The sequence below is a fragment of the Pseudomonas sp. genome, assembly GCF_035497915.1.
Classification (GTDB): Bacteria; Pseudomonadota; Gammaproteobacteria; order Pseudomonadales; family Pseudomonadaceae; genus Serpens.
This window is the reverse complement of record NZ_DATJCS010000036.1, coordinates 75,639-89,732: the sequence shown is the minus strand read 5'-3', so window position 1 is coordinate 89,732 and position 14,094 is coordinate 75,639. Positions and strand designations below refer to the sequence as shown.

Below are 14,094 nucleotides of genomic sequence, written 5' to 3'. Positions count from 1 at the left end.
GATTCCAACGGTCCAGACAACAAAAAACCGCGCCGAGGCGCGGTTTTTTTCATCACGACTAACACTTATGCCGCCAGGGAGCCCTTGAGCTTGTTCATGGCGTTCTTCTCCAGCTGGCGGATGCGCTCGGCGGAGACGTTGTACTTGGCGGCCAGCTCGTGCAGCGTGGCCTTCTCCTCGGCCAGCCAGCGCTGGTAGAGGATGTCGCGGCTGCGCTCATCGAGCCCTTCCAGCGCCTCGTGCAGGCTGGCGGTGGAGCTGTCGCTCCAGTCGGCGTCTTCCAGCTGGCGGGCCGGGTCGTAGCGGTGGTCTTCGAGGAAGTGCGCCGGTGACTGATAAGCGCTGTCATCGTCGGCGTCGTTGGCCGGGTCGAAGGCCATGTCGTGGCCGGTCAGGCGGCTTTCCATCTCGCGCACTTCGCGCGGGGCGACGCCCAGGCTGTCGGCCACCCGCTCGACTTCGTCGTTGCTCAGCCACGCCAGACGCTTCTTCTGGCTGCGCAGGTTGAAGAACAGCTTGCGCTGCGCCTTGGTGGTGGCGACCTTGACGATGCGCCAGTTGCGCAAGATGAATTCGTGAATCTCGGCCTTGATCCAGTGCACGGCGAAGGACACCAGGCGCACGCCCATTTCCGGGTTGAAGCGCTTGACCGCCTTCATCAGGCCGACGTTGCCTTCCTGGATCAGGTCGGCCTGGGCCAGGCCGTAGCCGGAGTAACTCTTGGCGATGTGCACCACGAAGCGCAGGTGGGCCAGCACCATCTGCCGGGCCGCTTCCAGATCCTGCTGGTAGAACAGGCGCCCCGCCAATTCACGCTCCTGCTCCTGCGACAGCAAGGGAATGCTGTTGACAGCATGCACGTAGGCCTCGAGGTTCGCGCCAGGAGCCAGGGCATAGACAGGTTGCAGAGAAGTTGACATGCAGGTCCTCCATAGACGATGCCTGGGCAGTGTAGCACCGAGCGCTAAGACAGTGAATTGAACGGAAAAGTTCCCCGGCCAGTCGCGCCCACCCCGTCTGGGACGCGCGTTGCGCGCTACCGGGGCGCCAGTTCCCGCAGGTGCCGGGCCACCGCCAGCCAGGCGCCGATATAGCCCAGCAGCACCGCGCCGAACACCAGCGACACGCCGTCGGCCAGCGGCACGCCAACCAGGCTGAAATCGCTGTCATACAGACCGGCCAGGCGCACTACCGCGGCGTTCAGCCAGGCCAGCCCGAAGGCCAGCACCGCCCAGGCCAGCAACCCGGCACCGAGCCCATAGAGGGCCCCCAGGTAGAGGAACGGACGCCGTACGTAGCCATCGGTTCCGCCCACCAGCTTGATGACCTCGATCTCCCGGCGGCGGTTCTCGATGTGCAAACGAATGGTGTTGCCGATCACCAGCAGCAGAGTCAGCACCAGCAGCACGGTCACGCCAAACAGGAAACGGTCGCCCAGCGCCAGGAGGGCGCCCAGGCGCTCGACCCACAGCAGGTCGAGTTGCGCCAGCTCCACACCCGGCAGTTCCGCGAGGCGCTGGCGCAAGGCTTCCAGCTCGGCCTGGTCCACCGTTTCCGGGGTGACCAGCACGCTGCCCGGCAGCGGGTTGTCCGGTAGCTCGCGCAGCGCCTCGGCCAGGCCGGAAACGACCTGGAAGTCCAGCAACGCCTGCTCGCGGCTGATCCAGTCGGCACGCGCCACCCGCGGCATGCCGGCGATGTCATCGCGCAGCGCCTGGCCTTCCGCGTCGCTGACGCTCATCTCCAGGAACACCGAGATGCGCGCGGCGTGCTGCCAGGTGCCGCTGAGCCGCTCGACATTGTCCAGCAGCAGCGCCAGGCCCATGGGCAGGCAGAGGGCGATGGCCATCACCAGACAGGTGAAGAAAGAGCCGAACGGTTGTTGCCACAGACGTCCAAGGCTGTCGCGCAGGCTGGCTCGATGACTGTCCAGCCAGCCCTGCAGCTGGCTGGACAGGCTGGGGCCTTGTCGCGCCGGCTTGCCGGGGGCGGACTCCACGCGCCGCGTGGCGCCACGGCCGGTCGGCGGGCGCAGATTGGGTGGGCGTCGGGCGTTCATTCGGCGGCTCCATCACCGATCAGGCGACCGCGCTGCAGCGTCAGCATGCGATGGCGCATGCGCGCGATCAGCGCCAGGTCGTGGCTGGCCACCACCACGGTAGTACCCAGCGCGTTGATGTCCTCGAAGACCCCCATGATCTCCGCCGCCAGGCGCGGGTCCAGGTTGCCGGTCGGCTCGTCGGCCAGCAGCAGGGCCGGCTCGTGCACCACCGCGCGGGCAATGCCGACGCGCTGTTGCTGCCCGGTGGACAGATCGTTGGGGAAATCCCTGGCCCGGTCACGCAGGCTCACCCGCGCCAGCGCGGCATCCACCCGCTGGGCGATTTCTTCTCGCGACAGGCCAAGAATGCGCAGGGGCAGGGCGACGTTGTCGAATACGCTGCGGTCGAACAGCAGTTGGTGATTCTGGAACACCACGCCGATCTGCCGGCGCAGAAAGGGAATTTCCGCCGAGGTGATGGTGGACAGGTCCTGCCCGGCCAGCAGCACCTTGCCAGTGGAGGGCCGCTCCATGGCCAGCAGCAGGCGCAGCAGGGTGCTTTTGCCCGCGCCGGAATGCCCGGTGATGAACAGGAATTCTCCCGCTTCGACCTGGAAGGACAGCTCGTGCAGGCCGACGTGGCCGTTGGCGTAGCGCTTGCCTACCTGATCGAAACGGATCATCCCGCTTCCTTCTCGGCGAACAGGGCGCGCACGAAATCGTCGGCGCGGAAGTCACGCAGATCGTCGATGCCTTCGCCAACCCCGATGTAGCGGATCGGCAGGCCGAACTGCTTGGCCAGGGCGAAGATCACCCCACCCTTGGCGGTGCCGTCCAGCTTGGTCAGCGCCAGACCGGTGAGGCTCACGGCCTGGTCGAACTGGCGAGTCTGGTTGATGGCGTTCTGGCCGGTGCCGGCATCCAGCACCAGCAGCACTTCGTGCGGCGCGGTGTCGTCCAGCTTGCCGATCACCCGGCGCACCTTCTTCAGCTCTTCCATGAGGTTGTCCTTGGTGTGCAGCCGTCCGGCGGTATCGGCGATCAGCACGTCGGCGCCGCGGGCCTTGGCGGCCTGCACGGCATCGTAGATCACCGAGGCGGAATCCGCGCCGGTGTGCTGGGCGACCACCGGAATGCGGTTGCGTTCGCCCCACACCTGCAGCTGCTCGACGGCGGCGGCGCGGAAGGTGTCGCCGGCGGCGAGCATGACCTTCTTGCCGTCCTGCTGCAGCTTGCGCGCCAGCTTGCCGATGGTGGTGGTCTTGCCCACGCCGTTCACGCCGACCACGAGGATCACGTAGGGCTGCTTGGCGGTATCGATGGCCAGCGGCTTCTCGACCGGCGTCAGCAGGGCGGCGAGCTCGGCCTGCAGCGCCTTGTACAGGGCTTCGCTGTCGGCCAGTTCCTTGCGCGCCACGCGCCGGGTGAGGTTCTGCACGATGGCGGTGGTGGCTTCGACGCCCACGTCTGCGGTGAGCAGGCGGGTCTCCAGCTCGTCGAGCAGGTCGTCATCGATGGCCTTCTTGCCGAGGAACAGGCTGGCCATGCCCTCGCCGAGGCTGGAACTGGTCTTGGACAGACCCTGCTTCAGGCGGGCGAAGAAGCCGACCTTGTCGACAGGCTTGGCCGGCTCGACGGGAGCCGGCTCGGGCTCGACTGTAGCGACCGGTTCAACCGCTTCGATCGCTGGCTCCGGCTGGGCCACTTCGGCTACCACCGGGGCAACGGGTTCAGCCGTCTCGGCTTGCGCAGCCGCCGTCTCTTCAGGGGCAGGCTGCTCAGCTTCCGGTTGTGCTGTCTCCTGCTGCTTCTTGCGCCACCAGCCGAACAGGCCTTTCTTTTCGCCAGCGTCGGGCTGGGGCTTCTTGTCGTCGTTGGAACCAAACATTGCCGGACTATCTCAAAGGTGCGCCACGCTCGGGCATGGCCGCCGGGAAACGGGATTGGGTATCCTAGCACCTCATCGCCCGGCGGCGTTAAGCCACCCGGGCCGCCGCACAGGTCCCCTTTCAAGGTCTCATCATGAAGCACGCGATCCTGCGCAGCGCCGCGCTTTTGCTCGGCTGCCTATACTGGCCCCTGATGGCCGTCGGGGCAGCGCCCCAGCCCACCCACGAATTCACCCTGGACAACGGCCTGAAGGTCATCGTCCGCGAAGACCATCGCGCGCCGGTGGTGGTGTCCCAGCTCTGGTACAAGGTCGGCTCCAGCTACGAGCAGGCCGGGCTGACCGGCCTGTCCCACGCCCTGGAACACATGATGTTCAAGGGCAGCGACAGGCTCGGCCCGGGCGAGTCCTCGCGCATCCTGCGCGAGCTGGGCGCCGAGGAAAACGCCTTCACCAGCGACGACTACACCGCCTATTACCAGGTGCTGGCCAAGGACCGCCTGGCCGTGGCCTTCGAGCTGGAGGCCGACCGTCTGGCCAGCCTGCGCCTGCCCGCCGACGAGTTCGCCAGCGAGATCAAGGTGATCCAGGAAGAACGTCGACTGCGCACCGATGACCGGCCGAGCTCGCTGGCCTACGAGCGCTTCAAGGCCATGGCCTATCCGGCCAGCGGCTATCGTCTGCCCACCATCGGCTGGATGGCCGACCTCAAGCGCATGACCGTCGAGGATCTGCGCACCTGGTACCAACGCTGGTACGTCCCCAACAACGCCACGCTGGTGGTGGTCGGCGACGTCACCCGTGATGAGGTGGAGCAACTGGCCCGCCGCTACTTCGGCCCGATTCCGGCCCGCGAGATCGTCCCGGCCAAGCGTCCGCTGGAATTGGCCGAGCCCGGCGAACGCCGCCTGACGCTGCACCTCAAGACCCAGCTGCCCAGCCTGCTGATGGGCTTCAACGTGCCCGGCCTGGCCACCGCCGAGAATCCGCGCGACGTGCATGCCCTGCGCCTGATCGCCGCGCTGCTCGACGGCGGCTACAGCGCCCGCCTGGCCAGCCGCCTGGAGCGCGGCGCCGAACTGGTGAGCGGCGCGTCCGCCTGGTACAACGCCCACGCCCGTGGCGACAGCCTGTTCGTGCTGTCCGCCAGCCCCAACGTGCAGCAGGGGCGCACCCTGGAGCAGGTGGAAGCCGCACTGTGGGAACAGCTCGAACTGCTCAAGCGCGAGGCACCCTCGGCCGAGGAGCTGCAGCGCGTGCGCGCCCAGCTGATCGCCGGGCTGGTCTATGAGCGCGACTCGATCACCGCCCAGGCCACTGCCATCGGCACCCTGGAAACGGTCGGCCTGTCCTGGCGGCTGATGGAGCGCGAACTGGAGGATCTCGAAGCGGTAACCGCCGAAGACATCCAGCGCGCCGCGCGCACCTATTTCACCCGCACGCGCCTCAGCGTCGCCCATGTGTTGCCCGAGGAGGCCGCCCAATGAAGTCGCTTGTGAGTCGTAGCCTGTGCGGCCTGCTGGCCCTGGCCCTGCTGGCCGGCTGCGCCAGCGGTACCGAGCCGCGCCTGGCGTCGCTGGCCGCCCTGAAGGACGAAGCCCCGGCGCGCCGCGATCTGGACATTCAGCAATGGCGCACCGCCGAAGGCGCCAAGGTGCTCTTCGTCGAAGCGCGCGAACTGCCGATGTTCGACCTGCGCCTGACCTTCGCCGCCGGCAGCAGCCAGGATCGCGGCGTGCAGGGCCTGGCGCTGCTAACCAACGCCATGCTCAACGAAGGGGTACGCGGCAAGGATGCCGATGCCATTGCCGCCGGCTTCGAGTCCCTCGGCGCCCAGTTCGGCAACGGTGCCTACCGCGACATGGCGGTGGCCAGCCTACGCAGCCTGAGCGATGCGCAGCGCCGCGAGCCGGCCCTGGACCTGTTCGCCGAAGTGGTCGGCAAGCCCAGCTTCCCCAACGATGCCCTGGCGCGCATCCGCAACCAGATCCTGTCGAGCATCGAGTTCAACAAGAAGAACCCCGGCAAGCTGGCCAGCCAGGCGCTGTTCGAGCAGCTGTACGGCGCACATCCCTATGCGCATCCCAGCGAAGGCACCGCCCGATCGCTGAACGCCATTCGCCAGGCACAGCTGCGCGACTTCCACCGCCGCGCCTACACCGCCAACAACGCGGTGATCGCGCTGGTCGGCGACCTGTCGCGCAGCGAGGCCGAAGCCATTGCCGCCCAGGTGTCCCGCGCGCTGCCCAAGGGTCCGGCCCTGGCCAGGACCGTCGACCCCGTGGCACCAAAGCCCGGCCACCGGCACGTCGAATTCCCCTCCAACCAGACCCACCTGCAGATCGCCCAGCTGGGCATCGCCCGTGGCAACCCGGACTACGCCGCGCTGTATCTGGGCAATCAGGTGCTCGGTGGCGGCGGCTTCGGTTCGCGGCTGATGGAAGAAGTACGCGAGAAGCGCGGCCTGACCTACGGCATCTATTCCGGCTTCAGCCCCATGCAGGCGCGCGGGCCTTTCATGATCAGTATGCAGACCCGCGCCGACTACAGCGAAGGCTCCCTGGCACTGATCAAGGAGCTGGTGCGCCAGTTCCTCGCCGAGGGCCCGAGCGAAACCGAGTTGCAGCAGGCCAAGCGCGAGCTGGCCGGCAGCTTTCCGCTGAGCACCGCCAGCAACGCAGCCATCGTCGGCCAGTTGGGCGCTATCGGCTTCTACGATCTGCCGCTGGACCACCTGGAACGTTTCGTGGAAGAGGTGCAGGGGTTGAGCGCAGAACAGGTCAAGGCGGCCATGAACCGCCACCTGGATCCGGACGCCTTCGTGGTGGTCACCGTCGGCCCGACGGTGGCGCAGAGCGAACTGCCGCCGCCCACCGGGTCGACCCAGCCGCAGCCCGCCGGAGTACCGCACTGATGCGCCGACCGAACACCCCCGCGCCCAAGGCGCACGGTGGCACGGGCCAGTTGCGCATCATCGCCGGCGACTGGCGCAGCCGCCGTTTCAGCTTCCCCGACGGCCCCGGCCTGCGTCCGACCCCGGACAGGGTGCGCGAAACCCTGTTCAACTGGATTGCCGCCTATGTGCCGGGCGCCAGGGTCCTCGACCCGTTCGCCGGCAGCGGCGCGCTGTTTCTCGAAGCCCTCTCGCGTGGCGCCAGTCAGGCCCTGGCGCTGGACCTGAACCCCGCCTCGGTGTCCTCCCTCCGCGGCCACCTGCAGACCCTGCAATGCAGCGACGGCCAGGTGCAGCAGGCCGATGCGCTGCGCTACCTGGCCGAGCAGCCGGCGCAGGCGTATGACCTGGTGTTCCTCGATCCGCCGTTCCACCAGAACCTGCTGGTGCCGGCCTGCCAGCTGCTGGAAGAGCGCGGCTGGCTGGCGGCCGACGCCTGGGTCTACACGGAAAGCGAAGCCGCCCCCTCGACGCTCGGCCTGCCGGCCAATTGGCGGCTGCACCGCGAGAAGCATGCCGGTCAGGTGTACTACAGCCTCTGGCAGCGCCAGGCTTAACCCGCCGGTTGCGCAGCGGCCGAGGCCGCTGCGCAAGATTTCCGCCGCCCTGCGCCATTCGTTGCGCAGCATTTGTTGCCGCAGGCCTCACCGGCCACCGGCCTGCATTGCCGGCGCAGGCCAACCCCTTGAACACAAAGGATTATTTCAAGCTGGCACGCGCCTTGATGCAGCCCCGGCTTTCTTGTTTGCCGACTCGCCCCAGTCCCCACGGAGTGGGGCGTTTTTCGACGAGGGACCGTCATGTCGAGTACCCGCCTCACGGTGCAACTGGCCGACCTGGATCTGCAGGTGCTGGCGTGCGAGGCCCAGGAGGCCATTGGCCGGCCGCACCGCATCGAGCTGCGCCTGGTGGCCGAGCGCGCGGATCTGCAGCTGGACAGCCTGCTGCGCCAGCCCGCCCGGCTCGATCTGGGCAATGATCGTTACCTTTATGGCCTGGTCTGGCGCGCCGAGCGCGGCGAGACCGGCAAACGCCTGACCCATTACCGCATCGAGCTGCGCCCGGCGCTGGCCTGGCTGGAACTGCGCCGCAACTGCCGGATCTTTCAGCGCCGCAGCGTGCCGCAGATCCTCACCGAACTGTTGGCCGAGCATGGCATCCAGGGCGACGCCTGCCGCTTCGCCCTGAGCGGCGATTACCCGCCCCGCGAGCATTGCGTGCAGTACGCCGAAACCGATCTGCACTTCCTGCTCCGCCTGTGCGAGGAAGAGGGCCTGCATTTCCACTTCCAGCACTCAGAGCCTGGTGATGTGCTGGTGTTCGGCGACGATCAGACCGCCTTCGCGCGTCTCGAACCCGCCCAGCGCTACAAACCCGACGCTGCGGAGCCGTCGATCAAGCGCTTCGGTGTACGCCTGGAAACCCGCAGCGATAGCGTGACCCTGCGCGACCACACCTTCGGCCAGCCGCGCCTGCTGCTGGAAGCCAGCGCTTCCAGCGAGGCCGAACAGCCCGCCGGGCTGGAACTGTACGACTATCCCGGCCGTTTCGACGACCGCGCCCGGGGTCGGCTGCGCGCCCGCCACCAGTTGGAAGCAGCCCGTCAGGGTCGCCGGCAGGCCGAAGGCCGCAGCGATCAGCCGCTGCTGGCCTGCGGGCAGTTCGTCGAGGTTCAGGAGCATCCCCGCAAGGACTGCAACCAGCTCTGGCTGCTGACCGCCGTCCAGCACCAGTGCTACCAGCCGCAGGTGCTGGAGGAGTATGCCGAGGCCGACCCGGCGCAGGCGGCTATGCCGCCCGGTTATCACAACCAGTTCCTCGCCACACCCTGGGACGCGCCCGTGCGTCTGCCGACACGCCATCCGCGGCCGCACCTGCCAGGGACGCAAAGCGCCGTCGTGGTCGGCCCGGAAAACGAAGACATCCACTGTGACGAGCAGGGCCGCGTGCAGGTGCGTTTCCACTGGGAGCGTGAGGAGCAGGACCTGAACAGTCGTGTCTGGCTGCGCGTGGCCAGCGGCTGGGCCGGCAACCGGTACGGTGCGCTGCTCCTTCCCCGGGTCGGCATGCAGGTGCTGGTCGGTTTCCTGAACGGCGATCCCGACCACCCTTTGATCGTCGGCTGTCTGCGCGACGCCGAACAGCTTCCGCCTTATCCGCTGCCCGAGCAGAAAACCCGCAGTGTGTTCAGCACCCGAAGCACCCCGGGCGGCCAGGGCGGCAACGAACTGCGCATCGATGACCGCCAGGGCGCCGAGCAGGTCTATCTGCATGCCCAGCGCAACTGGGAACAGCACATCAGCCACGATCAGACCCTGCGGATCGGCAATGCCAGTCGCTCCCTCGTCGAGGGCAACCGTTACAGCGAGGCGAGGGGCGAAACGCACCGCATCGTGCAGGGCGAGACCCTGAGCGAAGTACGCGGCAATGACCACCTGACCATCGATGGCAGCCAGCATCTTACGTTGGGCGACGGTCAGTTCGTGGACGCTGGCCAGGAGATCCACCTGCGCGCTGGCGACACGCTGGTGATTGAGGCAGGCTCGGAGCTGAGCATTCAGGCCGGCGGCAGCTTCATCACCCTGGATGCCGGCGGCGTGGCACTGGTCGGCGCGCAGGTGAAGCTCAATGCCGGCGGCAGCGCCGGCAAAGGCAGCCCGGCCCAGCCGCTGGCGCCGAGCATTCCACAAGCCGACTCGGCGCCAGCCTCTGTCAACCATAAACCCCCAGTTGCCGAGACACCCGCGCCAGCGCCATCCCCCAGCCAGCTCGCCGTCGCCCGCACCGCCCGGAAATTGGGCGCCAGCCGCTGCCCGGTATGCGAAGCCTGCGCCGAAGGAAGCTGCACGCCATGACCCAGACCGCACTCAACTGGCTGGCCGAGCAAGGCCGACAGAATCGCGCCTTGCTGCTGATCTTCGATCGTCTGGCCGAGCCCGATCTTCCCGCCCGGCTGCCGGCGGCAAGCGCGCTCCCGACCTGCATCAATCTGTACCAGGACAGCCCCGCGGCCCCACTGGCCGAACTGGGCCCCTGGCTGGTCGGCGTGCCGGACGCCCAGGCGCCCTGGCTGCAGGCCTGGCTGGAGCAGCCGGAGCACCACTGGGGCTGGCTCGCCAGCGTCGATCGGTTCGATCTGCCGCAACTGCTGCACCACTGGCACGCGCGGACCCTGATCGAAGAGCGAGGCCGCCGGATTCTCTATCGCTACCAGGACAACCGGGTGATCGCCCGCCATCTACACGCGCTCGAACCGGAACAGCGCCCCCTACTGCTAGGGCCGCTTGCCAGTTGCCTCGCCTGGGATGGCCAGGCCTGGCAGAGTTTCGACAATCCCGCGCCCGGCCTCTACCCGGTGCCCGCAGACGCACCCTGGCTGAATGTGCCGGAGCCCGCGCCCATCGCCCTGGCCATTCGGCGCCACAACCTCGAGCAATGGCTGTGGCAGAACCATTGCGCGGCGCTCTGCCGCCTGCTTGAGGAACAGGAATTCACCCCCTGGCTGGAACAGCAGCTGGCCCAGGCCAGCGCCTGGGGCTGGCCTGCCGATGACAGCGTGAAATTTCTGCTGGCTCATCAATTGCACCCCGAGCAGTCCAAGCATCCCGCCTGGTCGCCCCTCGCCGGCGAATCCCCCGAGGCGCATCTGGCGCGCTGCCGGCAAACCTTCCAGGAGAGCCCCGCATGATCCGACGCGCGCTTCGCCCTTTGTGCCTGGCCCTGCTGATCGCGCCGCTGAGCGCCTGCGGCACCCTGGGCTCCCTGTTCGCCGAGCGCTTCACCTTCGAGGGCGAGCTGCCAGCCGATTTCGCCCTGCGCGCCCAGGCTCATTACTACGTCACCGAGTCCAATTGCCCGGGGCTGGTATCGCGTAGTCAGCTGACGAAGAGTTTCGAGACGGAGTTTCAGCCCGAGCCACACAGCTATCGCTTCGCCATTCCGGCGAGTTATCGCATTGGTATCTGCCAGGCCAGGCTCGGCCGGGTCGCCCTTTACATCAAGGGCAAGCACGGCGAAAAGGAATGGCAGCAGACCTATGACAATGGCGAGCTGCGCGTGGTGGAGGAACTGCCGGAAGGTTTCACCAGCTTCCTGCCTGACGGCACTTTGCGTAGGCGGGCCGTCTGCACATGGTGGTTTCAGAAAAGCCATGCCATCTCACGAGTGGGTGAAATAGAAAAAATCCTCAATTGCACAGGTGCCGGCGCCTATTTGCTGAATCAGGAATTGGGCGGGAAAACCGTGCGCTTGGATTTTGTTTTGAATCCAGAAGAGGAGCCCTCACGTCATGACACTTGGATTCAATTCCCGGAAGGCTGGAAGCCCTGTTTGCCAAAGCCAGGATGGCAACGCTGCCAAAACCCTCCTCTGTTCCAAACATTCAAGATGAACGGTCAGGAGTGCACTGTTTATCCCAACTGCACGGAGTAAGCACGGATGCCTACACCAGCCAACCAGATCGAGGCCTTGGATTGCCCGCTATGCAATAACTGGGTCAGTTTCCGCTTGGTGAACGAACATGCCCAAGGGGCGCCATATGCAGGCCTTTCCTACCAATTACACGACCGAGAAGGGCAGATTTACACGGGCACGCTCGATAACGATGGCTTCGCCCGGGTGGACAATCTGTTCTGCGGTGTCTTGGTACTGGGCCTCGCGACTTCAAGCAGTGGAGCATCCGGGTCATGGTACGAAGATCTGGTTATCAGGCCAGATTTCAAAATACCCCTCACCGCCCTCCAAATCGCCGCCGAACAATCCCCCTTCGGCCCGCGCAACTCCGGTGGACAGACCTATCTGGCCGAGGAACGCGCCGCCGCCGAAGGCGCCAAGTTCCTGCGCGTGGAGGTGAGCGATTTTGTCGAAGCGCGCGCACATCTGCCGGACCCGGACTCCGAGTGGAGCCCCAAGCCAGCGAAGCTGAAACACAACGCGGGCTCAGCCCAACAACCACCGGGCATTGATCTTGGACCTAACCGGCACCACGTGCTGGAAGTGAAGGCCTTGCGCGCCTACAGTCCGCTGCTGTCCCGAGACACCAGCTTCTGCGCTCTGAACGCCTATCAACTGGCGGTACTGAGCGCCTGTGCCTATGCCCCTTTCAGCCAGGAGAAGCCATTCGGCGAGGACTACCAATCCCTGCCGCCACCCTATGACTTACACGGCAGCATCGGACATGTGCTGCGCGAACGCCTGGCGTGCGGCATCAAGCCGACCCAATTCGAGCCGCGCAAACCCGGGCAACCTGCCGAGCACCATCATCTGCTGTATGAGGAAGTGCCCTATTCCAAACGTCTGGAAGTCATGCCCTACGACCCCGCGCGCTACCGGGCCGAAGCCGCCCGTGGCTGGCGCAACCCCGAGGATGTGCACTTCCTGTTTCACGAGGAGACTCATACCCAGGGATTCATAACCCATAACGACAAGCTGGTGCTGATTTCCCTGCGCGGCACCGAGTTCAAGTTTCCGTTCAGCGATGTGTTCCAGGATTTTGATGCCCGACAGGTTCCATACAAGGGCTACAACGAGCAGGACACCCACGAAGCGCAAGCCCACCGCGGCTTCCACGATGCCTTCCTGGCCGCCAAAGAGTTTGTAGACCGCTACTTGAGGGCGTTTCATCGCCCCGAGATGAGCATCATCGTCTGTGGCCATAGCCTGGGTGGTGCCATCGCGCTGCTGCTGGGCGAATGGCTGCGGCACCACTGGTCGCCGACCACCCAGTTATATACCTTCGGCGCGCCTAGAGCCGGCGACCGGGCCTTTGTGCAAGGCGCCCGGGACCTGACTCACCACCGCCTGGTCAACCATAACGACCCCATTCCCTCCGTTCCCTCGGCCTGGATGGATGCGGAATGGAAACTGGCACTGCCCGCCACGATAGTGCTGCTCACCAGCGGGTCTATCGCCGCTATTCCATTGCTTGTCGCGGGGTTGGTGAATCTGCGGGACGACCCGTTCGAGCACCACGGCGAGCAATGGCACTTCCTGCCGCGCCAGGAAGGCGCATCGCTGCTCTGGCAGCCCGGCTGCGAGGCGCTCAGCGAACAAAGCTGCGCCCGGTACGTCAACGAAATTGCCCTCAAGGGCGACATGCCCAGGCGCGCGGCGTTCCTCTCACAACTTTTCAAGGCCAAGCAACACTTCATCAGCACCGCTTACAGCCGGGCGGCGCTGACCAACCTGCTGCGCTGGAATGCCAGCCTGGCCCGGCAAGGCAGTCTGTTCACCGAGGAAGAGGCCGCGAGATATGGCGAGGAAGTCGCGCAGCTGGAGCAGAAAATGGCTGGCTGGAGACCGGCCACCTACCAGCAGTTCCGTGCGGCCACTCGCGTTCGCTTCGAGCCGCGCTTCTACAACAAATCGCCCATCGAGCTGCGAGCGATGTACGAGCGAGGCGAAGCAGTGATCCGCACCGTCAGCATCGGGCAGCGCACGCGTCTGCTCGAACTGCGGCGCCAGCTGGCCCAGGCGCAGCGTCCGATCAGCGCGCATCAGGTCTTCGGTGAATTCGCCGACCGCGAGGACCTGGCCGCCCTGCTTGATGAATGGCGCATGAAGGCGGAGATTCAGAAAGCCGAGCGCATCGCCTATACGAGGACCGCTGCCCGGCCGCTGACTACCGCATGACCGGAGAGCACATTCAATAGAACGCCACCACCTGCCCATCCCGGTCAAAGCCCAGGAACTGGCCGATGCTGCCGCTCTCGATGGCCGCCACCATCTGCTTAAGCGGTTGTTCCGCCGCCTCGCTGGAGGGTGCGACGCCACCGCGCCCGGACAGGCCGGCGACGAAGACCAGGTCCCAGTTGATGCCGGTGCGCGCGGCCTCGTCGCGCAGCGCGGGGAAGTCGCTCAGCTCGCTGGGCAATTTGTCCACACACAGCACCGGACGCAGGTTGCCGCCTTCGCCAGACTCGAAACGGCGGCGTTCCTCGGCGGTGGCGTCGGCCGGCAGCTCGGCGCTGACGAACACCATCAGCAGACGCTGCGGCTGTGCCTGCTGCTCGGCGGCGCGCAGCAGGTCGGCAAATTCGACGATATTCATGATGGCAATTTTCCTCGGGAGCGGGCATCGGGACTCTAGCACCCCGCCCTGATCGCCCCCATCTCTCCAAAGACATAGGCACTCCCGCTGCGCGGGCCGCCCATTACAATGCGCGCCGACAACCGAGCTTCCCCGATTCCCGCTGCGCTTCTACGCTGAAACTC

General features: G+C 66.3%; 12 protein-coding genes. 7 read left to right on the top strand and 5 right to left on the bottom strand.

The annotated features are described in order from the left end of the window. Nucleotides 1-65: 65 nt before the first annotated feature. The 4 genes from rpoH to ftsY form a co-directional block, all read right to left on the bottom strand. Nucleotides 66-920, bottom strand: a complete 855-nt coding sequence (gene rpoH, locus VL129_RS10665) for an RNA polymerase sigma factor RpoH (RefSeq protein WP_325412796.1) — start codon at nt 918-920, stop codon at nt 66-68. A gap of 116 nt (nt 921-1,036) precedes the next feature. After that, a complete protein-coding gene (ftsX, locus tag VL129_RS10660; protein ID WP_325412795.1) occupies nt 1,037-2,059 on the bottom strand; it encodes a permease-like cell division protein FtsX in 1,023 nt (340 codons plus the stop codon). Beyond that, nucleotides 2,056-2,724, bottom strand: a complete 669-nt coding sequence (ftsE, locus tag VL129_RS10655) for a cell division ATP-binding protein FtsE (protein ID WP_325412794.1) — start codon at nt 2,722-2,724, stop codon at nt 2,056-2,058. The genes ftsX and ftsE overlap by 4 nt, the downstream gene beginning before the upstream one ends. Next, complete coding sequence (gene ftsY / locus VL129_RS10650) at nt 2,721-3,929, bottom strand: signal recognition particle-docking protein FtsY (RefSeq protein WP_325412793.1); 1,209 nt, start codon at nt 3,927-3,929, stop codon at nt 2,721-2,723. Before ftsY ends, ftsE begins: the two co-directional genes overlap by 4 nt. A 134-nt stretch (nt 3,930-4,063) precedes the next feature. Between ftsY and VL129_RS10645 the strand changes: the two genes are divergently transcribed. The 7 genes from VL129_RS10645 to VL129_RS10615 all read left to right on the top strand — a co-directional run bounded on the left by VL129_RS10645 (nt 4,064) and on the right by VL129_RS10615 (nt 13,512). After that, a complete protein-coding gene (locus tag VL129_RS10645; protein ID WP_325412792.1) occupies nt 4,064-5,416 on the top strand; it encodes a M16 family metallopeptidase in 1,353 nt (450 codons plus the stop codon). Beyond that, a complete protein-coding gene (locus VL129_RS10640; RefSeq protein ID WP_325412791.1) occupies nt 5,413-6,843 on the top strand; it encodes a M16 family metallopeptidase in 1,431 nt (476 codons plus the stop codon). The genes VL129_RS10645 and VL129_RS10640 overlap by 4 nt, the downstream gene beginning before the upstream one ends. Further along, a complete protein-coding gene (gene rsmD, locus VL129_RS10635; RefSeq protein ID WP_325412790.1) occupies nt 6,843-7,439 on the top strand; it encodes a 16S rRNA (guanine(966)-N(2))-methyltransferase RsmD in 597 nt (198 codons plus the stop codon). The genes VL129_RS10640 and rsmD overlap by 1 nt, the downstream gene beginning before the upstream one ends. Nucleotides 7,440-7,682: 243 nt before the next feature. Beyond that, nucleotides 7,683-9,737, top strand: a complete 2,055-nt coding sequence (gene tssI, locus VL129_RS10630) for a type VI secretion system tip protein TssI/VgrG (protein ID WP_325412789.1) — start codon at nt 7,683-7,685, stop codon at nt 9,735-9,737. Beyond that, nucleotides 9,734-10,570 carry a DUF4123 domain-containing protein gene (locus tag VL129_RS10625; RefSeq protein WP_325412788.1) on the top strand — a complete coding sequence of 279 codons (837 nt, stop codon included), beginning with the start codon at nt 9,734-9,736 and terminating at the stop codon, nt 10,568-10,570. The genes tssI and VL129_RS10625 overlap by 4 nt, the downstream gene beginning before the upstream one ends. Continuing rightward, complete coding sequence (locus VL129_RS10620) at nt 10,567-11,313, top strand: hypothetical protein (protein WP_325412787.1); 747 nt, start codon at nt 10,567-10,569, stop codon at nt 11,311-11,313. Before VL129_RS10625 ends, VL129_RS10620 begins: the two co-directional genes overlap by 4 nt. 6 nt (nt 11,314-11,319) lie before the next feature. Then, a complete protein-coding gene (locus VL129_RS10615) occupies nt 11,320-13,512 on the top strand; it encodes a lipase family protein (RefSeq protein WP_325412786.1) in 2,193 nt (730 codons plus the stop codon). Between the two features lie 13 nt (nt 13,513-13,525). On the opposite strand, the gene VL129_RS10610 is transcribed toward VL129_RS10615, so the two are convergent. Next, nucleotides 13,526-13,930, bottom strand: a complete 405-nt coding sequence (locus VL129_RS10610) for a ribonucleotide reductase subunit alpha (protein ID WP_325412785.1) — start codon at nt 13,928-13,930, stop codon at nt 13,526-13,528. Nucleotides 13,931-14,094: the final 164 nt, after the last annotated feature.